Source organism: Paraburkholderia graminis (assembly GCF_003330785.1).
Lineage (GTDB): Bacteria > Pseudomonadota > Gammaproteobacteria > Burkholderiales > Burkholderiaceae > Paraburkholderia > Paraburkholderia graminis.
In genome coordinates this window covers 39,074-64,067 of the sequence record NZ_CP024934.1, presented here as the reverse complement: position 1 = coordinate 64,067, position 24,994 = coordinate 39,074, and the positions used below count along the sequence as shown (strand labels likewise).

At 59.8% G+C, this 24,994-nt stretch carries 24 protein-coding genes; 8 read left to right on the top strand and 16 right to left on the bottom strand.

What is annotated here, in order from left to right:
• Positions 1-44 precede the first annotated feature (44 nt).
• Together CUJ91_RS00265 and CUJ91_RS00260 are read right to left on the bottom strand one after the other, a co-directional pair.
• Entirely contained in the window at positions 45-1,304 is a 1,260-nt protein-coding gene (locus CUJ91_RS00265; RefSeq protein WP_114155636.1) for a D-amino acid dehydrogenase, read from the bottom strand.
• Positions 1,305-1,438: 134 nt separating this feature from the next.
• Positions 1,439-2,323, bottom strand: coding sequence for a LysR family transcriptional regulator (locus CUJ91_RS00260; protein WP_114155635.1), 885 nt, complete (start codon positions 2,321-2,323; stop codon positions 1,439-1,441).
• A 198-nt stretch (positions 2,324-2,521) separates the two neighbouring features.
• On the opposite strand from CUJ91_RS00260, the gene CUJ91_RS00255 reads away from it, so the two are divergent.
• Together CUJ91_RS00255 and CUJ91_RS00250 are read left to right on the top strand one after the other, a co-directional pair.
• Positions 2,522-3,988: an N-acyl-D-amino-acid deacylase family protein gene (locus CUJ91_RS00255; protein ID WP_114156651.1), complete on the top strand. Its 1,467-nt coding sequence runs from the start codon at positions 2,522-2,524 to the stop codon at positions 3,986-3,988.
• A gap of 97 nt (positions 3,989-4,085) precedes the next feature.
• On the top strand, positions 4,086-5,063 hold the full coding sequence (locus CUJ91_RS00250) for an MBL fold metallo-hydrolase (protein ID WP_114155634.1): 978 nt from the start codon (positions 4,086-4,088) through the stop codon (positions 5,061-5,063).
• Positions 5,064-5,213: 150 nt separating this feature from the next.
• On the opposite strand, the gene CUJ91_RS00245 is transcribed toward CUJ91_RS00250, so the two are convergent.
• From CUJ91_RS00245 to CUJ91_RS00215, 6 genes are all read right to left on the bottom strand, one after another.
• Positions 5,214-6,347 carry a sensor histidine kinase gene (locus tag CUJ91_RS00245; RefSeq protein ID WP_114155633.1) on the bottom strand — a complete coding sequence of 378 codons (1,134 nt, stop codon included), beginning with the start codon at positions 6,345-6,347 and terminating at the stop codon, positions 5,214-5,216.
• Positions 6,348-6,555: 208 nt separating this feature from the next.
• Positions 6,556-6,882, bottom strand: coding sequence for an H-NS histone family protein (locus tag CUJ91_RS00240; protein ID WP_114155632.1), 327 nt, complete (start codon positions 6,880-6,882; stop codon positions 6,556-6,558).
• 387 nt (positions 6,883-7,269) lie between these two features.
• Positions 7,270-7,845 carry a hypothetical protein gene (locus CUJ91_RS00230; RefSeq protein WP_114155631.1) on the bottom strand — a complete coding sequence of 192 codons (576 nt, stop codon included), beginning with the start codon at positions 7,843-7,845 and terminating at the stop codon, positions 7,270-7,272.
• Positions 7,846-8,165: 320 nt separating this feature from the next.
• Positions 8,166-8,396, bottom strand: a complete 231-nt coding sequence (locus CUJ91_RS00225) for a hypothetical protein (protein WP_114156650.1) — start codon at positions 8,394-8,396, stop codon at positions 8,166-8,168.
• 193 nt (positions 8,397-8,589) lie between these two features.
• Positions 8,590-8,793, bottom strand: a complete 204-nt coding sequence (locus CUJ91_RS00220) for a cold-shock protein (protein ID WP_025527573.1) — start codon at positions 8,791-8,793, stop codon at positions 8,590-8,592.
• 305 nt (positions 8,794-9,098) lie between these two features.
• Complete coding sequence (locus tag CUJ91_RS00215) at positions 9,099-9,551, bottom strand: DUF2934 domain-containing protein (protein WP_114155630.1); 453 nt, start codon at positions 9,549-9,551, stop codon at positions 9,099-9,101.
• 277 nt (positions 9,552-9,828) lie between these two features.
• On the opposite strand from CUJ91_RS00215, the gene CUJ91_RS35075 reads away from it, so the two are divergent.
• Positions 9,829-10,251: a PAS domain-containing protein gene (locus CUJ91_RS35075; RefSeq protein ID WP_279635406.1), complete on the top strand. Its 423-nt coding sequence runs from the start codon at positions 9,829-9,831 to the stop codon at positions 10,249-10,251.
• Positions 10,248-11,273 (top strand): ATP-binding protein, encoded by a 1,026-nt coding sequence (locus CUJ91_RS00210; RefSeq protein ID WP_279635429.1) that lies wholly within the window; start codon positions 10,248-10,250, stop codon positions 11,271-11,273. Before CUJ91_RS35075 ends, CUJ91_RS00210 begins: the two co-directional genes overlap by 4 nt.
• Positions 11,274-11,378: 105 nt before the next feature.
• On the opposite strand, the gene CUJ91_RS33940 is transcribed toward CUJ91_RS00210, so the two are convergent.
• Positions 11,379-11,627 (bottom strand): hypothetical protein, encoded by a 249-nt coding sequence (locus CUJ91_RS33940; protein ID WP_153067602.1) that lies wholly within the window; start codon positions 11,625-11,627, stop codon positions 11,379-11,381.
• A gap of 229 nt (positions 11,628-11,856) precedes the next feature.
• Between CUJ91_RS33940 and CUJ91_RS00205 the strand changes: the two genes are divergently transcribed.
• Both CUJ91_RS00205 and CUJ91_RS35070 read left to right on the top strand, forming a co-directional pair.
• Positions 11,857-12,231 carry a DUF2471 family protein gene (locus CUJ91_RS00205; protein WP_208716142.1) on the top strand — a complete coding sequence of 125 codons (375 nt, stop codon included), beginning with the start codon at positions 11,857-11,859 and terminating at the stop codon, positions 12,229-12,231.
• A 95-nt stretch (positions 12,232-12,326) separates the two neighbouring features.
• Positions 12,327-12,449, top strand: coding sequence for a hypothetical protein (locus CUJ91_RS35070; RefSeq protein ID WP_279635405.1), 123 nt, complete (start codon positions 12,327-12,329; stop codon positions 12,447-12,449).
• Positions 12,450-14,285: 1,836 nt separating this feature from the next.
• On the opposite strand, the gene CUJ91_RS00200 is transcribed toward CUJ91_RS35070, so the two are convergent.
• From CUJ91_RS00200 to CUJ91_RS00180, 5 genes are all read right to left on the bottom strand, one after another.
• Positions 14,286-15,551 carry a hypothetical protein gene (locus CUJ91_RS00200; protein ID WP_244230952.1) on the bottom strand — a complete coding sequence of 422 codons (1,266 nt, stop codon included), beginning with the start codon at positions 15,549-15,551 and terminating at the stop codon, positions 14,286-14,288.
• A 79-nt stretch (positions 15,552-15,630) separates the two neighbouring features.
• Complete coding sequence (locus CUJ91_RS00195; RefSeq protein WP_114155629.1) at positions 15,631-17,001, bottom strand: DUF3987 domain-containing protein; 1,371 nt, start codon at positions 16,999-17,001, stop codon at positions 15,631-15,633.
• Positions 17,001-17,348, bottom strand: a complete 348-nt coding sequence (locus CUJ91_RS00190; RefSeq protein ID WP_244230951.1) for a hypothetical protein — start codon at positions 17,346-17,348, stop codon at positions 17,001-17,003. Before CUJ91_RS00190 ends, CUJ91_RS00195 begins: the two co-directional genes overlap by 1 nt.
• A 14-nt stretch (positions 17,349-17,362) precedes the next feature.
• Positions 17,363-17,758 carry a hypothetical protein gene (locus CUJ91_RS00185; RefSeq protein ID WP_114155628.1) on the bottom strand — a complete coding sequence of 132 codons (396 nt, stop codon included), beginning with the start codon at positions 17,756-17,758 and terminating at the stop codon, positions 17,363-17,365.
• A complete protein-coding gene (locus CUJ91_RS00180; RefSeq protein WP_114155627.1) occupies positions 17,758-18,006 on the bottom strand; it encodes a hypothetical protein in 249 nt (82 codons plus the stop codon). Before CUJ91_RS00180 ends, CUJ91_RS00185 begins: the two co-directional genes overlap by 1 nt.
• 178 nt (positions 18,007-18,184) lie before the next feature.
• Here CUJ91_RS00180 and CUJ91_RS00175 point away from each other — a divergent pair, with 178 nt between their 5' ends.
• Positions 18,185-19,759 carry a hypothetical protein gene (locus CUJ91_RS00175; protein ID WP_114155626.1) on the top strand — a complete coding sequence of 525 codons (1,575 nt, stop codon included), beginning with the start codon at positions 18,185-18,187 and terminating at the stop codon, positions 19,757-19,759.
• Between the two features lie 408 nt (positions 19,760-20,167).
• Here CUJ91_RS00175 and CUJ91_RS00170 read toward each other — a convergent pair whose 3' ends face one another.
• Positions 20,168-21,544, bottom strand: a complete 1,377-nt coding sequence (locus CUJ91_RS00170; RefSeq protein ID WP_114155625.1) for a tyrosine-type recombinase/integrase — start codon at positions 21,542-21,544, stop codon at positions 20,168-20,170.
• A gap of 278 nt (positions 21,545-21,822) precedes the next feature.
• Entirely contained in the window at positions 21,823-22,308 is a 486-nt protein-coding gene (locus CUJ91_RS00165; protein WP_114155624.1) for a hypothetical protein, read from the bottom strand.
• A 406-nt stretch (positions 22,309-22,714) separates the two neighbouring features.
• Between CUJ91_RS00165 and CUJ91_RS00160 the strand changes: the two genes are divergently transcribed.
• Entirely contained in the window at positions 22,715-24,952 is a 2,238-nt protein-coding gene (locus tag CUJ91_RS00160) for a TonB-dependent receptor (RefSeq protein ID WP_114155623.1), read from the top strand.
• Positions 24,953-24,994: the final 42 nt, after the last annotated feature.

Here is a 24,994-nt window from a genome sequence, read left to right as displayed (position 1 = left end):
CGCGATCGCGGCGCGAACGTAGCACTTTTATCCTGCGCCCGTGCCTACGATGGCAACGCGAAACCGTCGAGTGGAACGGACGGCCTGCGTCCTGTGACGAGCTCGCTAATGAGCAAACCACTTCCAAGGGCCAGCGTGAAGCCGAGCGCGCCTTGCCCGAGGTTGAGCCAGAGATTGGCGAATCGTGTCGCGCCAATGACCGGTGTGCTCGTGGGTGTTGCCGGCCGCAATCCGCACCACGCCTGCGCTTGCGCATAGTCGCCAGCCAGCGGAAATGCGCGTGCGGCTTCGCTACGCAATGATTCGATCCGTGAGGGATCGGGCTTCGCATCGCGCCCGGCGATGTCAGCCATGCCCGCGATTCGAAGTCGATCGCCCAGCCGCGCGTAAACTATCTTTCGATCGAAATCGGTGACGCTCATGTGCGGGGCCGCATCGCGCGCGCGAATCTGGGCTGTCAGGCTATATCCCTTGAGCGGATAAAGCGGAATTCTGATGCCAAGCGGTCTAAGCAAATCCGGGCTGGCGGCGCCCGCACAGACGACGACCTGATCGGCAGCGATCTCCCGACCGTTGGCATGAACCGTGATGCGATGCGCTCGGCGTCCGCGGTCGGCGCGCAACGAGGTGACTTCCGTGCCGAGCAGCAAGCGTACCTTCTTCGACCTGAGCTTGGCGGCCAGGCCAACACAAAACTTGTAGCAATCGGCCGTCTCCTCGCTCGGCGTAAAAATGCCCCCCGCGAGATTCAACCCCAACCCGTCGAGCGAAGGCTCGGCTGCCGTGCATTCGCGAGCCGTCAGCACGTGTTGCTCGCATCCGAGAGATCGTTGAAAGTGCAGCAAACGGCGAGCCGATGCGAAGCTATCTTCGTTGCGGTACACGACTAACTTGCCCGTTTTCGCGTAATCGAAAGACAGCGTCGGCTCGCGGTTCAGCAGGTCCCGCATAAGGTCACGGCTGAGAAATGACAGCGCCACGAGGCGGCGCGTCGCTAGTTCGCTCTGTGCGCGGGTGCAAGCCAGGACGAATTTCAGTAGCCATCGCCATTGGTCGGGATCGGCACGTGGACGGAATTGCACCGGAGAGTGCGGTTGCGTTAGCCACTGCGGCAATTTCGAAAGCACACCGGGGCCAGCGAGCGGGGCCACGTAGCTGTACGAAAGCTGTCCGCCATTCGCGTAGCTGCTTTCTAGCGCGACCTCGGCATTGCGTTCCACCACCGTGACTTCATGGCCGTCACAGGCCAGGTACCATGCCGTCGCCAGGCCGGTCACTCCGCCGCCCAACACCATCACGTGCATTTGCGTGTCCGTTAAAAGTCTATTCACGCATTGTTGATTGCCTTGCTGATCTCGTCCAATATCGAAACAGCCCGCGGCGATAAACCGAGGTTATAGGCGTCTGGCCAATGCATTCGACCGGGGCTCCTTGCTGGTTACCCGGCGGCTTCGCGCAGGGATTGCAAAAGGCGCTCGCCGAGCTTGAGCGGCGGCCGCGAGCGCTCAGTGACGGCATAGACGTGCAGGGTCTGATCCGATGCGACCGGCCTCGTCTGTACGCTGTACCGCTTGCCTGTCGATCGGGCGGTTAGTGAATCGACGAGCGCGACCCCGACGCGGTTTTCGACGAGCGCATGCGCAAGCGGATAGGTCTGGACGGAGACCCGCGACACGACACCCGGTGTGTCGGCCACCCAGCTTGCGAGCAAGGCGCCCAGGTAGTCGTCCGCATCGATCGAGATCAGTTGCGTGTTGGCGAGCTCACTGGGCTGAACGGGGTAGGTCAGCAATTCCTCCGGCCACCAGCCCGCGGGCGCAATCGCGCAAAAGCGGCAATCCAGAATGGGCGTCGCGATCAGGTTGGGGTGCGAGATCGGTCGCATGGTCAGCCCCAATTCCGCTTCGCCGAGCAGCAGTGCCTGCTCGATTTCGCGTGTATGCGCGACGGCGAGCTCACAGTTTGCGTCCGGGAACGCTTCGCACCACGCGGCGACCGCCTGCGGCAACACGGTGTAGGCGATCGCCGGCGTGACCGCGACGGCCAATGGGCGGACAGCGCCGTGAGCCAACGTTGCCGATAACCGTCGAATGCGCCGCAACTGGTCTTCAAGCGGGCCGAGCTCTTCTCTGAGCCTCAATGCCTCCGGCGTGGGCACCAGTTTTCCCTTGTCCCGTATGAACAGCGCAAATCCGAGCGACTGCTCGGCGTGCTTGAGTACCTTGCTGATGGCAGGCTGCGATATATGCAGCAGTTTGGCTGCACCCGCCGCGGAGCCGGTTGAAATGATCGCGCTGAAGACCTCGATATGACGTAGCCTCACGCTGTTTTCCTTATCAGTCGGATTCGTCTGGCCGTCAACTCTACGCCACGCAAGACAAAGCGCGCAAACGCGACGGTGCCCATAAACTTCGGTTATGGCCAACCTACGTAAATTCACTAGACGACGTTTCCATCTCCGGCAATATTTAACACCGACGAAGGCCCGAAGCGCCTTCCCCCACTCGTGGAAGTGAATCGCATGACCCAGCGAAAAGATTTCAAGCTCGATACCTTGATCCGCGGTGGAACACTGATCGATGGAACAAAACGGCCTCGATACGATTCGGACATCGGAATAGCGGGCGGCGAGGTGGTCTTTATCGGCGATGCGTCGCATCTGTCCGCCGAGCGGGTTATCGATGCGTTGGGAAAGATCGTCGCCCCTGGATTCATCGATTCGCACACTCACGATGACGCCGCCCTGCTGCTGGATCCGCAGATGATGCCAAAAATCTCGCAAGGCGTGACAAGCGTCGTCACGGGCAACTGCGGCGTCAGCACGGCCCCATTGGCCAGCGGGGCGAAACGTCCGATGCCGCTCAGCCTGATTGCAAGCCGTGAGTTTCACGAAGCCGCCACCTTTGCCCGCTTCGACAGCTATCTGACGGCGCTCGAGCAGGCACCCGCCTCGGTCAACGTGATACCGATGGTCGGACATACGACGTTGCGCGTATCGACGATGGATGCCCTCGATCGCGAGGCGCGCGCGGACGAGGTGCAGGCGATGCGGGCTTTATTGGCGGAAGCGATGGATGCCGGTGCGGTAGGGCTATCCACTGGGACGTACTATCCGCCCGCAGCAGCCGCTACGACGGATGAAATCGTCAGCGTCTGCAAGCCGCTCGCCGAGAAAGGTGGCATCTACGTGACGCATATGCGGGATGAAGCCGACCGGTGCGTCGAATCGATTGAAGAAACGCTGCGAATTGGGCGGGCGCTTGGCATCCCCGTCATCATCTCGCATCACAAGTTGGCGCGCGAGCAGAACTTTGGCAAGTCGCTCGTCACGCTACCGATGATCGAGGCTGCGATGAGATGCCAATGCGTCGGTCTCGACTGTTACCCTTACGACGCGAGCTCGACGATGCTTCATCAGGACGAAACGCGTCTGCGGGGCCGCGTGCGGATTGCATCGAGCGGAGCCCACCCCGAGTTGGTCGGCCGTGAACTTGCGGATATCGCAGCATTATGGGGCGTCTCACTTGCGGAAGCGTCCAAGCGCTTGCAGCCCGCAAGCGCGATCTATTTCAGCATGGATGAGTCGGACGTCCAACGCATATTGGCGTTCGAGCAAACAATGATCGGCTCGGACGGTCTGCCGAGTAGTGAAAAGCCGCACCCGCGCCTATGGGGCACATTTTCACGTGTGCTCGGCCGTTATTGCCGCGAACTCAGCCTCTTTCCGCTAGAAACGGCCGTATGGAAAATGACGGGCCTCACGGCGAGAACCTTCGGCCTCCAGCGGCGCGGTACGGTCGAACTCGGCAACTACGCCGACCTCGTCGTGTTCGACGCGGCCACGGTCGGTGACCGGGCAACCTACGAAGATCCTGTGCAACCGTCCGCGGGCATCGAGACCGTTATCGTCAACGGCGAGGTCACGTTCGCAGGCGGCGCCCACACGGGGCAGCGAGCAGGCCGTGTTCTGAGACGACGAACCGCCTGACCGTACCCGGCAGCCTCAGCACAGCACTAGCGGAATCGGCGCGGGAAAGTCCGCCGCCGGTGGCCCCGGCATCCACAGGCTACTCTGGAGTCGAACCATGAAACTCTTGAAGACCCTATCGTATCTTCTCGGCTTAAGCTTCGCGGCACTTGCTACGGCGGTGGGCGCTTATGGAGGCGACAGTGCGCTCTCTCAGGCACCGTCTTTCTATCGAGGCACCCTTGGCCGGTTCCAGGTAACCGCGCTGTCAGACGGCGTCGCACCGCGTGACTTCGGCGACATCCTGAGCAAGAAAAAGGAAGTCCAATCCATCATCGCGAGCTACCATGAGCAGGAACCGATTCCTATCTCGGTCAATGCATACCTGGTCAACACGGGCAGCCACCTGGTGCTCATCGATACGGGCGCCGGCGAACTCTTCGGTCCGGATAGCGGCAAACTTATTTCCAGCATGGAGGCGGCGGGTTTCAGCCCGGATCAAATCGATACAATCCTTCTCACTCACATCCATGGCGATCACTCCGGCGGGCTGACGGTAGGCGGCCGAATGGTTTTTCCGAACGCGACCGTGTATGTCTCGAAGAAAGACGTCGATTACTGGCTCGACAAAGGCAACAGGCTTGAAGCACCGGATGACCGTCGCACGGTCGAGCAATCCAGGGCAACTGTTGGCCCCTACGTCGACGCAAACCGCGTTCACTACCTGACGTCTGATGGCGAGATCTTGCCAGGAATCAAAGCGGTCGCCTCCCCAGGCCACACGCCGGGCCACACCGTCTACTACGTCGAAAGCGACGGACATAAGATGTTGTTTTGGGGGGATACGATTCATTCTTCGGAAGTGCAGTTCGAACATCCCGATGTATCGGTAGCGTATGACGTCGTCCCTGCGCAGGCGGTGATGAGCCGCGAGAAGTTGCTCCGCGAAGCAGCAATTAGCGGGATTGTGGTTGCTTCCGATCACATCTCCTTCCCGGGGTTGGGTCACGTCAGGAAGGTTCATGGCGCATACCAATGGGCACCGCTTCCCTACAATGATGGTGTCACCGAGCTTGACCCAAGGCCAACGAACTGAACGGACTGCCTGTCCGGGAACACCGCTACGAGCGCGCTTGCCTGGACGGCGATAAATGAGGTCTGCGGATTTGCGCCGGATCGTGTCCCACGTGGGTCAGACCAATTCGACGGCATGCACGGAAAGGCTGGCCCCGGCAGCGACTCACGCTCATCGCCGCGCTCGTCGGATAACTGTCTGCCGCGGCAGGCTGACCGTAAAGACAGTCTCCTGGTCGTCCGACCGCACCTCGATCGTGCCGCCGTGCGCCGCGGCGATCTCGCGCGCGATATACAGTCCGAGCCCGAGATTGCCGTTCCCGGCGCCGGCCTCCGGGCCGCGCTGGAGCGGATCGAAGATCCTTGGCAGCAGCGCCGGCTCGATGGCAGGACCTGCATTTCTGACCTCGAACCGGACCCGCGTCTCGTCGCCTGTCATCACCACTCGCACCGGCATGTCCGGCGCGCCATACCGGACCGCATTCACAACGAGGTTGGCCAGCACCTGCTGCAGGCGTGGACCGTCCCACACCCCCGGCAGGCTGACGGGTGCTTCCAGCATGATGCGACGGCCGGGATAAGCCGCACGCAGCTGGTCCGTCTCATCGGCAAACACCGCCACAAGGTCGACCTCGGCTGGCACGCAGCTGATTCCCAGACCCAGTTCGGTCCGGTTGAAATCGCACAGATCGTCGAGCAGCAACTGCATCCGGGCGCCGGTCCGGATCAGACGGTTCGCGGCTGCCGCTACCGCTTCACCGGCATTCATCCCTGCGAGAAACGAAGCCGTCGCCTGGATGGTCTGCAGCGGGCTGCGCATGTCATGGCCAAGCATCCCGAGGAACAGGTTGCGTGCCTGGTCGACCTCCGCACTGAAAGAGCGGACCGATTCAGCAATCGCCTGATCGACCGCTTCATTGAAACGGATGATGTCATCCACATGCGGGCCTTCGGGCCGGCACTCATCTATCCACAGCTGAAGCACACTGGCGCGCAGCGCGCGGTACTCGGCGGCCAGCTGGTTGATGTCGAAGCCGCCTTGCGCGCGCAGAATGGCGTGCGTCTGTGCCGCGGTGTGCGATGCATCGGCCAGTTGCGGGGCCCGCCCCCTGGCTTTCTGCGATTGCGCTTCGGGCGTTTGCGACGTCGACAGGTCCGCCGCCATCGCTTCAAGCAGCGGCCGGGCATGGTCACGCAAAGCCAGTGAATCCATGCTTGCCGCCGCGGGCAGCAGGGTCACGGCGAACGCCTCCCATTGCGCCACGATGCGCTCCATATCACGCAGGATGAAATCAGCCAGTCGCAAGTCGTTCCTTGGAGAAGCAGAATGCCCTTGGGTTTGCCGATTGCGGTTCGTGCCGCTCAAATGCATCGGCCTGCGGCTGGTGTAACGCCCAGCAGGAACAGCTACCGCAGACTTGTCCGTCCCAAATTATCCGCCCCGAAGACGGAGATTCTATCAATGCGGGCGCACTGACCATCGCCCCGTAAACCAGAACGGCGCAGATTAACGCCTAGCGGTGGCTCGACCGTGCGAGCGGGCTTCCGGCGAAAGGATCGTTTTTCCAGTCCGCATCGCACGGCGTTGCCGGTTGCGCGGGTGCTCCCAGTGGAAGTTCGAAGTGCCCGATGGACTGTCCCGCGCTAATGGCCTGTTTCAGCCATTGAGGTGTCTCACCTTCACCGCTCCAGGTATCGCCACCCGCGCTACGGTAGCGACCCGTATCCGGTCCGGCAGGCCTGGTCGTCAGGAAAGAAGCAAGGTCATCCGGGCTGATGCCGAAGTCATCCATGCGGTGGCGCAGATACGCAATCATGCTGTCCCGTTTCCGTTCGTCCATCAGGCATTCCTGTAAAGTATTTTGCCGATGCTTCTCTCGCCGCACTAACAGGCGGCAAGGTGCAGTATGAAACCGCGCCTGTGTGCGGGCATGTACCGCATGTCGAGCTAGCCTTCCGGACCAAGAATAAGGTCGATTGACGCCTGCCCCGCAATCTCCGCGACAAGGTAAGCCCACCGACGTGAATACGGGTCCGCGAACCGGGATCAGAGTGCCAAAAGCAGCGGTTCGCGCATCGTGGCTCGGCCGGTCAATGCGGAGCCACGGCTCGAACATGTCTTTCGAATTGGGCCGCAGTTCCATGTAAATCTCGGGCCCGCTATAGCTCACGGTTCTTTGCATGGCGCCAATTTCCTTCACATCCGCAGCTGCGCGCTCAAGAACGCTTCACAGTGGCTGAACGGCCGCCGCGTAGGACTTCGCCGCTTCCCTCAGTTGCCCGGCCGCGGTCTGTATGGGCGTCGGCAGCTCGTTCAGCGCGAGCAGGGTGTCCGCACAGTCGAGCCGCCTGCAAAGTTCAATGACGAGATCCATTACACTGGCGTCACCTACCCGCCGGCGATTGCTTTGTCTGGAGCTCACCATGGAGCAGTCAACGAGGCGATCGATCTTGCGGAAGTAAGCCTGCGCAGCTATGCGATGCCTCGCATACAGCGAGGCAACATTTGTCTTTGAAAGACAGTCTTTAACCACCCCGGCATTCATGTCGAAATGAAGCTGCAGCGCATCGGCGGCATCCGCCCGATGAAAACATGCCACCTGATCAAGCAGCGTCTCGCCGTCCCGGTCGATGAGATCGATCCAGACCTCACCGTCTTCGGGGATCTGGCCGGCACGATAAATCACCCGCCCGTCCTCGTTTGCGCAGGCGAGCATGCGGTGTCCGTCAACGTCATCAACCGGCATCTCGAACACCTCCACCAGTTCTCCGCTCACTGCGACCTGCATGACCAATAAAGCCATCTCTGCTCTCGATGGGAATGACGGGAATACCGCTGCGCAGATCAGGCGATCCGACCTGGCGATATGAGCGCATGCGAGGGAGATGAGGCGTGAGCCTGACATCCTCGCGTTGTTCAGTACGACGTTTCACGACAATCTGGTTGACGTGGGTACCGGGTCTTCGTAATTCGGACACTGAAACACAGCCTGGGGGGCCATGAGACTGCGCCGGGCGACCTCCGGCGATACGGCGACACGCATAACCACAGGGACCAGATTCTGATCGGACCGGCGAGCGCCAGGCCAGGCAGCGCCGCTCATGCGGTGCACGCCATGCCGGCTTACCCGCGGCTATCGACCCAGCCGCGTGCCCATGCTGCAGCGTGCCCCAAGGCCTGCATTTCGCTATCGAAATAGTCGAGCGCATCAAACTGGTAAGAAACCGGCTCAGCACTGAGGGCGTCACCTCTGGTGAGCAGCAGATTTGCAGCAAACCAGCCGTCGGGTAAGCGGTGAGCGGACGGCGAGACTGAATAACCGTTGTAATGGTGAATGTGTTTATTCTTTTGCATAAGCGATAACCGGCCGCACGACATCAGATCGTACAGGCTATATAAATTGAAAAACGGGGCGAGACGGATCGTGTCGAAAGACAAATGACGCGCACGTTGAAACGCGGCGATCAGATCGGGAGCGCAGGGGCTCCGCGAGGATGCTGGTCAGGCTGACAAAGCTAAGGGCCGGCAGGCCGGCCCCTGAAATACGTTACTGCGGCGAGATATTCGCGGCCTGCATACCCTTCGGCCCGCGCTTGGTCTCGTAGCTCACCTTCTGGTTTTCGGCGAGCGTCTTGAAGCCATCGCCCCGAACTTCCGAGAAGTGAGCGAACAGATCGTCGCCGCCAGCGTCCGGAGTAATGAAGCCAAAGCCTTTGCTATCGTTGAACCACTTGACAGTACCGGTATCCATGAGAATTCCCTGAAATAAAAATAACAGCTCCGGTGCGGAGCGACAAAAACTTCAAGGAAGAAGAGAGGACAACGAGTACCGCGCAGATGCGGCGGAAAATGGTGATCAGCAATCGAGCTTCTTGAATATTTCGAGGCCCACAATATAGTGCCGGAGGAAGGCTGTCAATGCCTTTCGTCATGGGTTTCTCTTCCATCCGACAATCCGTCGGCGCCAATACGCTGACCTGGTCGACGCCGACGTCGTCACATGCTTGCCTTGTTATCCGTGCCTGACGCCCGGACGTTTGCCGGGCAGGCAAAAACTCACTGGGCCTGAAACTCGACCAGTCGACGCCAGTATTCGTCCTGTCGCCCTTCGGGACTGCCTTCCTGCTGCCACAGCACGTAAGCCCGCTCCCGAAGATGCTGGTCCAGAGCACGATGCCAGTATTCTTCCGCACGCCCTTCAGGGCGTCCTTCGTTCTCCCAGAGCAGGTAAGCACGTTCCCGGACAGCCTGCTCCAGACCCTGTCTGGTTTCCGAATTTCCTTGCAGGTCATCGCCGTAGGGCGCCATCTGACCGCCCCGACCCATGTGCATTCTGGCCGTCAGCGTGCCGAGTTTGTCGTCCGGCACCAGCCGGCCGTGCGCTGCCGCTTCCAGCGCCCTGGCCTGGTATTCGGAATCGTCCGCATTCACCGACTCGCCCAGCGCAACGGGGTAGGTATGCAGGACATTACCGCTGCCATCCATTACGTCAACCAGTCGCTCGGTCATGATCGTCTTCCTGTCGCTTCCTGTTTGAATCTGAGTGGTGGGCCGCCCCGGACCATCAGAACTGAGCGTCCAGAGGCCAATCCCGGCCGGGGTAACCGCGTATGATGCGCTGCCATGGCGCGCGTCTTGCTGGTATTTTCTCCATGACCTCTGCGGCTCCGCCTGACAAACTGCCGCCCACCAATACCATGACAGACCGCACACCGCCCCGCAGGGAAATTTCCGAAGAACAGTCTTTCCGGCTTCTCGTGGCGGGCGTGAGGGACTACGCAATTTCATGCTGGACCCGGACGGGGTCATCAAAACCTGGAATGCCGGCGCGGAACGGATCAAGGGTTATTCGCGCGAAGAAATCCTCGGCAAACATTTTTCCTGCTTCTATACGGAAGAGGACCGGGCCAGTGGTCTGCCTGCACAGACGCTCGCAACAGCCCGCGCGGAAGGCCGCTTCGAGCGGGAAGGCTGGCGGGTACGCAAGGACGGCTCGCACTTCTGGGCGCATGTGGTGGTCGATGCCATCCGTGATGAAGCTGGCGAGCTCGTCGGCTTTGCCAAGGTGATACGCGACGTGACCGAGCGTAGGCAGACCATGGAGGCGCTCGAGCGCGCCAACGCTGCTCTCTTCCAGTCGCAGAAGATGGAATCGCTCGGCCAGCTGACCGGGGGGTCGCCCACGACTTCAACAATTTGCTGGCCGTGATGTCGAACGGACTGGATGCGCTCTCCCTGCTGGCGCAAGGCCATGCCGATCTCAGGATGCTGGAAACCATGCAGCGCGCGGTCGCCCGCGGCGCCACCCTGACCCAGCAGCAGCTCTCGTTCGCGCGTCAGCAGCCGCTCAAGGTTGAAAAATGTAATCTGAACGCCGTGATCCGGGGCTTTGAGGCGGTCCTTCGCCGGGCCGCGGACGGCATGGTCGGGCTGGAGGTCCGGCCGGAGCCCGAGCCCCGGCCTGTGCTGCTCGATGTCGCCCGGTTTGAGTCCGCGCTGCTGAACCTGGTCGTGAATGCGCGCGACGCCATGCCCCATGGCGGAAAAATCGTCATCGCGGTCGGGAACATCGTGCTCGGCGAAGGGGCCGTGGGGACGCTGGCGCCGGGCCCGTATGTCAGGGTCGCCGTCGCGGACACCGGCTCGGGGATGTCGCCCGAGGTCGCGGCGCGTGCTTTCGATCCGTTCTTCACCACCAAGGAAATGGGCAAGGGCACCGGCCTGGGCCTGAGCCAGGTATACGGTTTCATTGCGCAGTCCGGCGGCGACGTGCTGATCGATAGCGAACCGGGCCTGGGCACGACCGTCAGCATCTATCTGCCGGTCGCGGAAGACACCTCTGGCGACGCTGACCCGTTGACCGGCCCGACGCTCGATACGGTGCTGGTCGTCGAGGACGAGCCGGATCTCCTGGACGCAACCGCGGCGCTGCTCCACAGCCTCGGCTACGAAGTACTGACCGCCAGCAACGGATCTCAAGCGATGGGCGTGTTGAATCGGCGCGACGACATCGGGGTCCTGTTTACCGATCTCGTGATGCCTGATGGTATCGATGGCATCCAGCTTGCGCGTTCGACGCGTGAGCTCCGTCCCGATGTCAGGATCGTGCTTGCGTCGGGATACCCTCTTCCCGCGCTGAGGGCGCAGCACGGCAACCTCAGCGACTTCGCATTTATCCACAAGCCGTACCGGCTGGCCGATCTGGTCCGCACGCTGGGCATGGCGACGTAGTCGCGGGCGCATTGCGGGTGACGCGCCGTGCCAGCGCTGATGCCCTCCGCGTTGCGCGTCGTCATGACAGCGAGCAAACCGCATCGCTAGTCCGCCATGCAGTGCTCAAGGGAGGACGCGCGGGTTGGCCGCATCGTCGCGGATGACTGGTCGAACGCTCGCCGTCGCATGAGCGAACGGCACCAGCGGCGCATCGTGGTAGCGAAAACCTGCGGATATCTCTTGAGAAATTTCTGCCGGACCCCTATTTTCAATCTCGTAAAGGCGCTGCGATTGCGCTGATGTTTCGTCGATGAATTGACCCCCACCAGCGCAACGTACATATTCCACTTTCCGTTCTATGGACAGGATCAATGCTATCTCGCAGCTGGGCGCGCACGCTGCGCCCGTTCTTATCGCCCTCGCCGCAGTAACCCTCGCTCTCTTTGGCGTTAGCCGGTGGCGGCGCAGGCTCCGTGTCAGCGCCGAATATGCTGCAGCACTGGCGTTAATACGCGCCCCCTACTCGCTGCGCGAAGCACTCTCCGAGTGCCGTTCGCACATCATCGAATCGGGTGAAACGCCGCCCGGCTGGCGAGGTCCCATGGACACCCTGATTGCGGCCGACGCCGCCGTCAGGGAGGCGCTTCCGGCGATTGTTCGAAGGTACAGGTCCTCAGGCGTCCTGACGTGGGCGTTGCTGCATGAAATCGAGGCGGACGTACTGGCGCATCTGGCATCCACGGGACAGCACCGCAGGCGCGTTCTTGACCTGATCCGCGCGCCTGCCAGCCTGGATTATCCGCGAGACGAGCGACCGGCATCCTTTGAAGGGTGCGACCTGGTGCCAGTCGTGTTTCAGGCGATTCAGGAAGCGTGGCGACGCGCCCGGGACGGAGAAAGAAGCGCGCCAACGCCGGTGGCTCCGCACATTGGGCACAGCGACACAAGGTGTGGCGAACTGAACGCTCACACCTGATGCCGGCGGCGAGATCTCCAACACTTCACAGCAGCAGAGATTTGGCGGGGTGCTACGCGGTTAATTGAAAAAGTCCATACGTAATGCGTACGAGCATGACGGGCAATTTGAAACTTGTGGGCTGCGCAGAAATGCCGCTGCGTTTTCCGTTGCGTCACGCGGGCAGCATCGACGGCATCGCCGACATGCCGCATATCGTTTTACCGATGGTGAAGTGATGTCCCACATCGCCGGCACGAAGGGGCTCGCCTATGCCTCGCCTCTCCTCGATCAAGGCCGAAATGTTGGTGGTCCGGGCATGGCTTTGAATCAATGCTTCTAGTCCGTAAGCTTGCGACGTTGCTCGGTCAGCCATGAACGGAAGAATTCCCTGTAAAATTTCGGGTGCAGTATATTTTTCTAATGCGGATAAGTTCCACACTTTCGTGACCTGATACCGATATCGTGTCCATGTCCCTGCTGGTCTTGTTTGCCCAGCAGGGTGATCCGTATCATCCCCTTCCCTAAAGAAAGAGTCCCGGGATTGGCCTCCAGCCAAGTCCCGGTTAGCCGAGTTTATATCCACCTGCGGCAGCAGCCTCCGGTTGCTATAAACTCTAGAAACAGTGCTGGTGAGGGGTTGTAAATGCCCCTCACCAGTGAAGAAGGAATAGCTTATATCCGCCTCACGGCTCCTATAATCTCTTTAACAGATCGCTTCACTCCGCTCGCTCACTATCACACAAACCCCCTCCTTAAAGGTTCCCCCTCACGCAAATTGCGTGAGAAAGAAGGTGATGTCACTGCATCACCCAACCTATATTATTGGTATCAGACGCAATAAAACTTACTTCGAAACACGACTTCGTTTTGTACAAACTATCAGACGCGCGCGACCTATCGTCTGGACAGAGGGATTCGTTGCGTGCTACGACGATCCTCCCGAAGGAAAGACGATTGCCACTTTTTCGATATTGCTCGCATAACGGCGTAACGAGCGATGCGCCTCAGTGAAAGCGTGAGCACGAAGCAGAAGTCGTCAAAACTACTGTGGAATTACTGCATGCGATAGTACCGTGACATTGATCGCGGAAAAGCTTAACCGCCGCTTCACCATCTGCAAACATTCTCTGACGCACATCACCTTGATCTTCGCCGAATGATGCGTGTTCCAGGGGGCCCGCTGCACGGGCGTTTCTGCTTCCGGAGGACACATTGGTCGATCTCAGGATTCCGGAGGGATTCCCGACCCGCCAAAAACTTCCTTCATGCATCGACCAGCCGCCTGAACGACACCTCGGCCAAGCCCGGATTCGCGACATGTCAAAGGAAGATCGGGAACAGTACAGCGCACAAAGGCAGCAGCTTTTCTGCTGGTGAAACGCTGGCAACGAATGCCGTGAAAAGCGTGTCAAAGCCTGTAGGCTACGCCTGCCGATAGCGATGAAACCCTGATTCAATTGCACATGCGCACCTTATCCGTTCCATTGGCTGACCGAAGACGGCGTACCCGCGATAAGAAACGCGTTCACACGCCGAATCCTGTACCGAAGAGTTCTCGAAGAATCTCTGCGTTGGAGACAGACCAGGATGCATCGCTGCAAGGAAGTGAAGGGCCAATTTTCGCAGGCGACTTTGCTGCTTAAGTACGTTCACTCCGTCACTGCCCGATCATCGACGTCGCGAACGGCAACAAGCATCCCACGCGTCTACACGCTGCCATCGGCCTGCTCGGATTTCCACTGCAGCGGACAGCGACAATTGAAGTGGCGACCCGTCACGATCATCGCGCTGACTGACCAACGATCTTCGAGAAATTTTCCAGCGATCTGCCGTTTGAAAATTCTGTGGCGTACGCGAAAATGCGGACAATTTTCTCGCCATGTTTCTTGCATGTGCTCGTTCGAGAATTTCTGCAAAACAGGAAGAGAAAGTTCGCTTCGGCGATCAACACCCTAGGGGCATTACGCCCAGCCCATGTGAAGCATCGCAAAATCAGCGAGCTAGTTAAATCAATGGGTTAGGCGTTTTGGATACAGATTTTTCCGGCGCGTTCCTCGAGCGCCGGCACAGACCTACCTCAACTTCTCGCCACCGCGGACCGACCGGCGCGAGGCTCGCGCCTTTCGCTCGCGCATTCCAAAATACTCTCCCAGAGGCTCGTCCTTGAGGCGCACCAGTGCGCGGCGCATCGCCAGATGGCCGAGCATTTCCTTGAGCCTTGCACGCCGTAAGGCGTCGCTGGCACAAACCTCTCCATGCACCGCGTCCCGACCATAGACCCAAGGGTTCTGGTCGCTACGAATATAGGCTCCCTTGCCCTCTGTCGCTGCTGTTACCCAATACCAGCCAATCTGATCAGCGTGGTCGCGAAGAACCGCGCCGATCAGATTGGCTTCGACAACTTTGTCGTCTAGTACCTTTTGCAGATCGGCGGTATCGAACAGCAGCGTAAGGTACAGGTCATACCCGCCCTCCAACGACGGCATGATGGCCCAGACGTACCCAGGGTTGACCGTGAACAGTGCCGGCTTCCGTCTCAGTCGGTCGAAGAATTGCGTCCGGCACGCCCGCAGTGTCTGAAGCTCACGATGCAGGTCCGCCGCCGATGCCGTAAGCAGGTTTAGACGCTCTTTGGAATGAAACAGGCGGATATGCAGCACGGTCAAGCTCGGGCGCTCCGCGAACAGGCCATCGAGGTAGGCACCCATATTTGCATCGTTTTGCCTGCTGCCAAGGTTCCAGTTGTGCAGTTCGTGTCGAAGCGACTTTTGGGAACGCATCGCCGCTCGGAGTCGATCCACAAAATCGTTGTAGACCTCGGCACGGATGCGGCCCGAGAGATCGACGGGGCCGTTAATATCGCGATCAAGACACATACAGATCGGATGACTGAAAAACACGTCCATCAACAACCGCAGATGGGGCGCGAGTAGTAGCTGCCCGGTTGCCGGATGCGATGCGGAAAAAAGCAATTGGTGAGCGGACATTACATTCAGGATGTACGCCATCTCCTCCGCGACGGTCGACCAGGTATTCGGATGTGCAGTTCTTGTGTCCGGCATCCAGTCGGTAAGATTATTCTTGCCGTAAGACCCCGTTGCATCCTCACGATCCCGGAAGATCGAGTCTGTGACGACGAAAGGTTTAAACCAGGCCGCCTGCGACAACCGGACGAGGCGGTCGAGCCTTGCCAGAAATCCGATCTCTGGACCGGCCAGGAGGAATTCGCGACCACCATGGTCGACGTGCGAGTTCAGGCTGCGATCAATGCGTGCGGCAAGTTCGTGGAACCTTTGGGGCGAAAATTCTGGCAAGTTCATGAAGAGATTTTGGCGCATGGTAATCGATACCGCGTGGCGCAGTATGGCCGGCAAAACGCCCCGTCTGCCGGGAGGCAAACGGGGTTCGACGGAATGATCAAAGGAGCGGCGGCATATAGGGCGAACTGACCGGCAGTTCCACGAAATCAACGCGGCGGCCATTAATCGTGCGCGGCACCAGCCGGAGCTGGCCTGCGGCGTAGAGCGCCATGAGAGCACATTTGGTGCGCGACGGCATCCACTTAATGTTCTTCGCCAATGTCACGATTTCCGATTCGCGGATACCGAACATGTTGCGTGCTCGCATTTCCGTGACAACCCTGGGCATCAGTTCACGCGCATCCAGTTCGTCCTGGGGCTCCGCTTCGGGCGGAAGCACGGTGCCAAGCCACTGGCCGGTGAGATAGTTAGCCACAACCGTTGCGGCGAACATCAATTCCCGCGTAATAACGCGCCCCGTACCCTCGTAGAGCTGGAAAAGGCCAGCCAGTACGCTCACGCGCTCGTGGTAACGCATCGCCATCGCCGAGGCCTCGCGAAACACGCCCTGTGCAACCATGAAGTCGATCTGCTGCTGTGCCCGATTCAGCACATAGGCAGCATCGACGGCCACATCAAGTGCAGGCAGACTGGCGAGATGGCGCTCGCCATTGGCCTTTGCCCGATCCAGCAGTACCGACACCGTCTCGTCCCAGTCGTCCAGCCCCCCCTCCGCCTGCGGGTACCATCCGATCGCGCTCCTGTTGCTTTCCTCGTGCGACCGGACCATCCACACACGCTGAAGAAAGCCAGATCCCAAGCCTTTCTTGCGATGCTTGCCGAGCCATTCGTCGTAACGATCTGGCTGAATCAAAACAACGATCGTGAAACGCGTCCGCGTTTTCTTCTTGCGATCGCCACCAAGGTCTTTCGCTCGCGTGACCACGGGAACGAATCCATCGCGCAGGCTGATCTGCAAGGCGAAGTCCTTGCCGAAGGTGGTCTCGAAGAACGCATCGCCTTCCTCGCACCCGCAGAGTCCGAGCACGGGCGACACGCGCTTGATGCCCTGCGGGGTCGAGTCCTCGAAGTCCCATTGATGCGGCCAGTCGGCCATTGCCGCATGAACCGGCCGCATCAGGCGCACGAAGGTTGCCGATTTACCGCCAAAGGGCACGCCGACAACATGGACGATGGTGCTCAGGGGCATGGGATCACCTTTGCTGTCGAGCACGTTGCTGACACCCTGGCACACGAAGCTCAATACGCCGAGCACATTACCAAGCGCTATATCCAGCGGCGCCCCGTAAGTGCCGTGCAGGTTGCAAACGACATTGCGCAGCCGCGGCGGCAATGCACTCACCGCGTCGAGTGCACTCGCGAACTGGCCGAATATGGGCGAGGTGTTAAGGTCGCCAGCGAACTGCCGCTGGCTGTAGTTCGGCGAGGGCATATAGCCCCCGCCAGACGTATAGGCGGGGGTGTGCATCAGCTGCCCTCCTCGTATGCACTGGCTTGCTGCACGCTATCCGACTCGACAGCAGCCGCGTCGTCGGCCACCTTGCCCGGCACCGGCTCGCCACGGCGTGTCGCTTCGGCTTCGAACAACTCGTCGAAGATCTTAATGTTGATCGACAGGCCGCACTCCGCCAACGTTTTAACGATCGCGCTCTTCGAAACGCCAGCATCAAGCTGCTCACGCATGACCGGGTACAGTTCGCCGAACGCCGCCATACGCTCGCGGTCACGCTTCGCCTTGGGCGACTCCAGCGCGAGGATCGCACTCTTGATCGCCGAGAGATCGACCATTGCTGCTTCGGAGAAGTTTTTTTTCATATTCATGCTCCGCATTAAGCCTGGCGCAGTTCAGCACGGATGGCGCGCAGTTCGGCCATGGCGTTCAGTTCGTGCAGTTCCACGTCTGCGAGGGCCGAACGGATTCGAGCCAACAGAGCATCTACGTCCAGCGCATTACTGAGGAGCTTCACCGTCACCGCCTTCTTCAAATCGCGTTTCAGTTGAGCACGCTTTTGGGCGCGCACCAGCTTTTCTTCCGTCAACGTGGCGCAGCGAGCCAGCCGATACTGAAGGGTCGCCAACTCGATCTCCGCGTCCATCTCCGGAGTCCAGGTCTCGGCAATACGACGATTGACGGCGTTGATCTCGTTGATCACCTTCATGCTCAAGCGCTTTCGTTTGACCTTTTTTTTATCTGGCGACAAGTTGTGTTCGATGGAAACCTTCATTAAGCTGCCTCCTTCGCTGCCATCGTGCTGTTCTGCGTTTCGAACAGCTTTTCGATTTCTGCAATCGGCCATGCGAGGCGGCGATTGGGCAGACGAACCGGGCGGACACCACAGTACGCACCATCACGGTTGTATGCCTTCAACACCGTTTGACGCAAAACGAGCAGACGATCGGCAAACTCGTCCGTCGAGATGTGACGGCGCATCGTCGCTAGCGTCACCGGAATATTCACTGCTGCTGCGGCCACGTTGTTTCTCCTTTTCCGTAAGTTAGGCGGCGCCAAAAGCGCATGCCGTTTCACCCCACTGACGCGTCAACCTGTCCTAATCAATGTGCGTCAATGTGATTGGAATTCTTGCCCGATCGCTCAGAACCGCGAATAAAATGTCCGCATTTGTCCGCACACGGGAAACTTGGGAAGCAGCATGAAGCAATACGAAAAAGAGAAAGCGGGGGAAATACTTCGGATCAGCCGACGCGTTAGCGATGCAGCCGCAGCGTATCTCGCACGGGAATCCTGGAGCCCGATCGTAGGGGCGATGTTGCTGTCCGGAATCCGGCCGTCAGTTCGTTGGGAGGACATTCCCGCGCTAGCTGATCACAAAGACGAGGAACCTGTCTCGTTTCGCGAGTTATTCCATTCGCTACGCAGGTCGATGAAAATGCCAGAGCGAGGCCTTGACGGAACGGATGTCACCCCCCAATCGGATCGTTTTCAGAATGCTGAAAATATTCTGGTTCTATGGGACGAGTACTGCCGTCATTACGGCGATTACCCGGCCGATATCAGCCCGAGGACATTTGCCCTTGGCATCCGTCGCATGGCCAGCGAGGGACAGGTTCATCTTCCTGAGTCGCAATGGATTCGCGCGTTCGCCGACCACTACCACCTGAAAGATCCGGATGGTTTCGTACCTCGGTCAGTGCTCGCGCAGCAGGAGATACAGCCTGAGGAGCGCCAGTTGATCCCAAAGCATAAATTTGGCAAATTCATCGCGGGCATCTGGGTTGAGACTGGAAAAGGCACCGACCCAGATGTAATCCTGTTCCGTCTGGCTGAACTGATCAAGAACAAAGGCGTGGCAGGTACCGAACTGGTTGGCGAATACTCGTACCGATCCGATCTTCGGTATAAGCAAGAAAACGACAGAAACTCTCGCGTGCTACGTCGCGATACGCTGGCTCGGCAGCTACGGCGCATGAAGGAAAGAGAGACCGCTGCTAGTGCGCAAGCGGAGCCAAGGACTCCGTCGACCGAACACATTCCATTCATCAAAACGGTTCCTGTGGCACCCGAGGATTTCAAACGGTTTTCCGAGCCCGAGCAATTAGCCGAAGTGGCTCGACAATTGTTGCTGGAAGGCACGCAGTACGTCCGATACGCTACGCTGCTTTTTCCTGACGATGGGTGGGGGCGAGATCATGCAGTCGTGGTTGGCAATATCGTCAGGCTGTCGAAGCTGCTTATCTCCGTTGCCACGCTGGCGCAAATCAAACTGCTTGACATGGTTATCATGACCGCATGCCTCGCAATTGAATCGATGATCGATATCAGATACTTGTGCGAAAACCTTGCACCCGATCTGATCGATGACTACGTCGAGACATCATCCGAAAGTGGCTTCGCCGGTGGTTCGTGGGGCGGGAGTGATTGGTATCAAAGGGCCAATGCCGTTGGCCTCAGCAACACGGACTTCTTCAACTTGACAGAAGCGCCGCTGCACCTTCACGGCTCATGGCAGGTACTCGACTCCCTACACTTGGGCAAAAATGAGAGCGGAAAATATTTCCCCTATTTTCAAGGGAATACGAGTCACCCGCAGGCTCTACTGTTACTCGGCAGGCTGTCACTCGAAACCATGCAAGGCTTCCTTCGGCACATTGAGCTTGGAGAGAAAGGCAAGAACTTGCCGAGAGCAATCGGAGATTTGCATGAGCGCCTGGCCAAGGCGGACGAACTCTCTGTCACATGGCTCGCCAAGTGGGAAGCTAACAAATAACTAGCTCCGCCTGCAACGCGCTGCCAGAAGGCCGGTTATGACATCGGGGTGACGGTACGCATCAGCTTTGACGATCTCCTGGCGCGTGCTCGGGCCACTCGCGACCATTAGGAGGCCGCTCTAGACGAACTGGCTGACAACGCCCACGAACTCAGCCTGGACTACTGAAATGGCAGGCAATGCGCGCTACACGGCACTTCCAGCATCAGACGGACCGCCTTGATCGCTGCAGTTTTCGGAGCAAGCGGTGCAAGCCCGGCCGCGATAAGGTCCGCATTCACAAAGCGGGGAAGCTGTGCCTCTGTGGGTAAGAACGATCGGGCGAACATTGTCTTGCCAGCCCCGTTTGGACCGGCAATGATGATGACCTTCTAGCTCGCCATATCAGTTTCCTTGCTCGGCAACCTTCTATGTCTGAGCGAGAGAAGGGACTGCGGCGCCCTCTGACATTGGAGTGAACCGAACCGCTGCCTGTTCCAGCATCCACGCCTCAATTCGATCATGCCAGAGGCGCAGCAAATCGAGCGGGCGGCGGCGATAGTGCTTCTCCGCGATGGCAGACGGCTTATGACCCTGAATCTGCGCTACGACGCCGACCGGAACCTCCACCCACTCGGCCAGCGTGCCGAATGAACGTCGAAGGCCATGCAGAGTGACGTGGGGCAGCCCTGCGGCGGCGAGCGCCTTGTTATGCGCGATGCGCGGTTCGGCAATTTTGCCGTCCTCCGACGTCTTGCTGGAGAAGACCCATTCCGATGGCATCCATTCCTCACCGCGCTCCTTCAAACGCGCAAGCTGCCGCCGCTCAGGCGGTGTCTCGTTCAGCCGTTTCAGATTCGTCAGCAACGTCGCCAAATATGGCGTCAGTGGAATCGTGCGTCCTCCCGTTCCCTCAACCTTGTCATCCAGCACAAGGCTGCGCCAGCGGAAATCGACATCTTCCCACCGCAATCCCGCCCACTCTTCCCGACGCGCCCCGGTAAGCAGCAATCCTTGCAGGTAGGCGCTATGTACGGGATTAGCGAGTTGGCGAACCTCGCGAAACCACACGGTCAGTTGCTCGCGTTGCAATGAGTCGCCGTCCTTTGCTTTGACGCGCGGGACGACATCGCGAACATCGCGCGCCTTGTACGCATCCGCCGGGACGATATTCTTGTAGATTGGCATGTCGTCAGCCCAGCGGATGAATCCTCGCAACAGACGGAACGACAGGGCCGACATAGTCGGACGCTCGCTCGATTCGACTACGAGCCATCCGGCTATCCGTTCGCTGCTCAGTTCAGATAGTTTCAGCGGACGGAGCGCTGCCAACGGACCAGGTTGGGTGAGTCCCTTGCCACGCTTCTTCGGCTGGCCACCTACATCGGCATGCTGCAAGTGATCGCGATAGTGCCGCTCGCCCCAGAACGCCTTACGGCTCTCGACGTACTGATCCCATACCGAGCCAAACGTCGCATCCTGCCGTTGAGCCTCGACACGACGCGCCTCGTGTGCCGCCTGTTGCTCCGCTCGTACTTCTCGTGGGTCCTTGCCGTCGTCTATCAGCGTCTTTAACCGGGCGGCCTCCGTGCGAGCGCGACCTAGATCCCATGCCCGAGCGTCGCCGATCGTCAGTCGAATCGTCCTTCCGAACAGACGGGATTCGAAGACGTAGGCCTTTGCCCCCGACGCGGTGGCGCGCAACCCAAAGCCCGGCGTCTTGGCGTCCCAATATATCGTCTGCTGCTTGCCCGACTCACACTTGAAACCCTCAACGCGCGCGGCCGTGAAGCTCTGTTTTTCCATCTCGCAATTCCATGTAGGCACCGTGTAGGCAAATCATGCGGTAACTGATGAAACTAGGTCAAGAAAAATCCGTTTGTCGCTCCGCGAAGCCCTTGTATTTGTTGAATTTTATATTCCTACATGGAACCCAATCAAACTCTATGAATTGAATATCGCTCGGACTCTTAATCCGTAGGTCGAGTGTTCGAGTCACTCACGCCCCACCAAAGAATTTCGAAGGGTTACAAGCGATTGCTTGTAACCCTTTTTGCATTGGTTCAGCGCCGACAGCAAACCCGTCAGTCGTAGCTGACCACGACCGTCACCGGCTTGTTCGCCGAAGGCACATTGCCGCTTTTCGCGCCGAGCGACAGTACGCCACCCGCGCCGCCCAAGTGATACTGACCGTCCGCTCCTGGCCGGGCCGTACGGCCAGTGCCGTCGATGAAAGACGTCGCGACGGTATCCAGCGCGGCGGCGCCGATGCGTGACGCCGCGCCGTCGTTGATCCGCAACGTCACATCAGCGCTTGGCGCACCGCCGGGTGGCGCCGCGAACGTCACGGTGACCGCGGACCCGTCGTGTCCAGTCCAGAGCGTATCCGACCGCGGCGCAGGTGTTTGTCGCACGGTCGTGATATTGAACTGCGGACCGACGAGCGCGCCGGAGAAATGTATCGTGCCGCCATTCGCCGCGGATGCCGCTCCCGGAACCGCCAGGAACGCCACCGTACCCCATGCAGCCACGCGGGCCAACCGCCCAATTCGCCGACTCTTCGCTTTCATCACGACCTCCGTGCGGGCAATCCTCTGTGCCGCCTTGCGGCGGATCCAGTGCATCAAGCCTTGTTTACGGCATGTCACGAATCTGTCTTGAATATGACGAAATATAGTAGGCAAATCGTAAGACGGTGGATCTTTTCACAATCCGCCGACAGCGCCCAAGGTTGAGCGCGTCATGCGCCGTCATTCCCACATCCCGCCAGAACCCCCGCACATTCGCCCCGCCACCGTGTTACCGATGCGTAACGAATTATTGCGAACTATTATCATCCGTGTAATGATACTGATTCTCATTTGAGAACAAGACGATGGGTCCAGCCCTTTGCCGCAGACAGTCCGGCTGTCGGTGCTGCAACGGGCGCTGGCGTCCGTCGAATCAGAACAATAGCGACAACGACAGGGTATTGAGATGTTCCGAAACACGCCTCTCGCGGCGGCCGTTCTGGTCGCGTTCGCGACGCCGCTTTACGCTCAAACGACGACAACGCCCGCGACCGGCGCCCAGCCCGCGTCATCCAGTTCGACTCCGACTTCGACTTCGACTTCCACGCCCACCCAGACCGCCGATAGCGCCACGCTGCCCGCCGTCAAGGTGACCGGTCAAAGCGGCGCGTCCACGGAATTCGCGGCTGACGTCTCGAGCGTCGGCGCAAAAGTGCCGACCGCGCTGCGCGACATTCCGCAAGCCGCCGTCGTGGTGCCGAAGTCGGTGCTGCAATCGCAAGCCGCGAGCTCGTTTACGGACGCGTTGCGCAATGTGCCGGGCATCACCATCGGCGCCGCGGAAGGCGGACAGATCGGCAACAACATCAACCTGCGCGGCTTCTCGGCGCGCACCGACATCTATCTCGACGGTTTCCGCGATCGCGGCCAGTACTATCGCGACACCTTCAACCTCGAATCGATCGACGTGCTGTATGGCCCGTCGTCGCTGTACTTCGGACGCGGCTCGACGGGCGGCGTCATCAATCAGGTCAGCAAGCAGCCCACGCTTAAGCCGCGCGCGGACGTGTCCGTGCAAGCGGGCACGCACGACCGCTATCGCACGACCGTCGACCTGAATACGCCGATCACGTCGACGTCCGCGTTCCGCATCAACGCGTTCGGCCAGGACCTCGGTTCGTCGCGCGACGTGATGAAGAGCAAGGATTACGGCGTCGCGCCCGAAGTCAAATTCGGCATCGGCACGCCGACCGAAATCACGCTGTCCGCGCTGATCCAGCACAACCGCGATCAGCCCGACTACGGCATTCCCGCGCTCAACGGCCACCCGGCGCCGGTCAATCGCGGCACGTTCTACGGCTTCACCGACGACCGCACGATGCAGGACGTGCAAACGCTCAACGCGCGCATCGAACACCGCTTCAACGACAACCTGAAGGTGCGCAATCAGACGCAGTTCAGCCACTACAGCACGGAAGCCCGCGCGACAAACGCGGCTTCGGTGCTGACGGGTCCGCTGCCGACATCGACGGCGCTGACCAACGGCAATTTCACGAGCATCGATCCGTCGAAACTGTTCGTGAAGCTGCAGGGCAAGGACCGCAACATCAACGACCACTCGGTCTACAACTCGACGGACGTCGAGGCAAAATTCAACACCGGCTTCATCAAGCATGAGGTGGTTGCGGGCGTCGATCTGAGCCACGAGACGTACAGCAACCAGAGCTTCACGACGACGACGCCGGGCTTGCCGTCGAACACGATCGCCATCGTGCCGCTCGTCGATCCGTCGTACACGAAGCGTCCGTCGAATGCGAAGACCGTTGCGACGAATCTCGCGGGATCGAGCGCGAACGGCGTCGGCATTTATGCGAACGATACGGTGTCGATCGGCGAACACTGGAAGGTCGTGGGCGGCCTGCGCTGGGACCGCTACGAAGCGTCGATTCACAACTCGATCAATGTGCCTTCGTATGCGACGCAGACGAATTACTTCACGAGCGTGCGCGGCGGCGTGATCTGGCAGCCGACCGACTGGCAGTCCTACTACGTGTCGTACGGCACGTCGTTCAATCCGTCGCTCGAAGCGCTGACGCTCACGAACCAGCAGCAGAATCTGCCGCCGGAGCATAACAAGTCGTATGAAGTCGGCGCGAAGTGGGACCTGCTCGGCGGCGGTCTGTCGGTCACGCAATCGCTCTTCAACATCGAAAAGACGAACGCGCGGACGTTGAACTCGGACGGCAGCTACACGCTCGACGGCGACGTGCGCGTGCGCGGCTACCAGCTCGGCGTGGCCGGCCACATCACGAACAAGTGGCAAGTGTTCGGCGGCTACACGTACATGGACGCGACGATTCTGAAGGCGCTCGACGGCACCGCCGGCAAGACGCCCGCGAACACGCCGCGCAACATGCTGACGCTGTGGACGACCTACGCATTCACGCCGCACTGGGAAATCGGCGGCGGGCCGATCTACACGTCGTCGCGTTACGCCGCGAACAACAACTTCGTGAAGGTCGGCGGCTATACGCGCTGGGACGCGATGGCCGCGTATCACGCGAAAAAGTACGACGTCCAGTTCAACGTGCTCAACCTGACGGACAAGAACTACTACGACGCGCTGATTCCATCGGACGGCGGACGCGCGGTGCCGGGCAACGGCCGCACGTTCCTCGCGACGCTAAACTATCGGTTCTTCTGATCGCCGAGGCGGCGATCAGCAGCACAACGCGCGGTTTCGCAG

Coding starts and splice junctions, on each gene's coding strand:
- CUJ91_RS00160 (WP_114155623.1), top strand. CDS start 22,715: ATGTTCCGAAACACGCCTCTCGCGGCGGCCGTTCTGGTCGCGTTCGCG.
- CUJ91_RS00195 (WP_114155629.1), bottom strand. CDS start 17,001: ATGCACACCCCCGCCTATACGTCTGGCGGGGGCTATATGCCCTCGCCG.
- CUJ91_RS35070 (WP_279635405.1), top strand. CDS start 12,327: ATGACGGGCAATTTGAAACTTGTGGGCTGCGCAGAAATGCCGCTGCGT.
- CUJ91_RS00225 (WP_114156650.1), bottom strand. CDS start 8,396: ATGCAAAAGAATAAACACATTCACCATTACAACGGTTATTCAGTCTCG.
- CUJ91_RS00205 (WP_208716142.1), top strand. CDS start 11,857: ATGGACACCCTGATTGCGGCCGACGCCGCCGTCAGGGAGGCGCTTCCG.
- CUJ91_RS00200 (WP_244230952.1), bottom strand. CDS start 15,551: ATGCGCCAAAATCTCTTCATGAACTTGCCAGAATTTTCGCCCCAAAGG.
- CUJ91_RS00220 (WP_025527573.1), bottom strand. CDS start 8,793: ATGGATACCGGTACTGTCAAGTGGTTCAACGATAGCAAAGGCTTTGGC.
- CUJ91_RS00265 (WP_114155636.1), bottom strand. CDS start 1,304: ATGCACGTGATGGTGTTGGGCGGCGGAGTGACCGGCCTGGCGACGGCA.
- CUJ91_RS00170 (WP_114155625.1), bottom strand. CDS start 21,544: ATGGAAAAACAGAGCTTCACGGCCGCGCGCGTTGAGGGTTTCAAGTGT.
- CUJ91_RS00250 (WP_114155634.1), top strand. CDS start 4,086: ATGAAACTCTTGAAGACCCTATCGTATCTTCTCGGCTTAAGCTTCGCG.
- CUJ91_RS00215 (WP_114155630.1), bottom strand. CDS start 9,551: ATGACCGAGCGACTGGTTGACGTAATGGATGGCAGCGGTAATGTCCTG.
- CUJ91_RS00255 (WP_114156651.1), top strand. CDS start 2,522: ATGACCCAGCGAAAAGATTTCAAGCTCGATACCTTGATCCGCGGTGGA.
- CUJ91_RS00230 (WP_114155631.1), bottom strand. CDS start 7,845: ATGGCTTTATTGGTCATGCAGGTCGCAGTGAGCGGAGAACTGGTGGAG.
- CUJ91_RS00190 (WP_244230951.1), bottom strand. CDS start 17,348: ATGAAAAAAAACTTCTCCGAAGCAGCAATGGTCGATCTCTCGGCGATC.
- CUJ91_RS35075 (WP_279635406.1), top strand. CDS start 9,829: ATGCTGGACCCGGACGGGGTCATCAAAACCTGGAATGCCGGCGCGGAA.
- CUJ91_RS00165 (WP_114155624.1), bottom strand. CDS start 22,308: ATGAAAGCGAAGAGTCGGCGAATTGGGCGGTTGGCCCGCGTGGCTGCA.
- CUJ91_RS00175 (WP_114155626.1), top strand. CDS start 18,185: ATGAAGCAATACGAAAAAGAGAAAGCGGGGGAAATACTTCGGATCAGC.
- CUJ91_RS00185 (WP_114155628.1), bottom strand. CDS start 17,758: ATGAAGGTTTCCATCGAACACAACTTGTCGCCAGATAAAAAAAAGGTC.
- CUJ91_RS00240 (WP_114155632.1), bottom strand. CDS start 6,882: ATGGACGAACGGAAACGGGACAGCATGATTGCGTATCTGCGCCACCGC.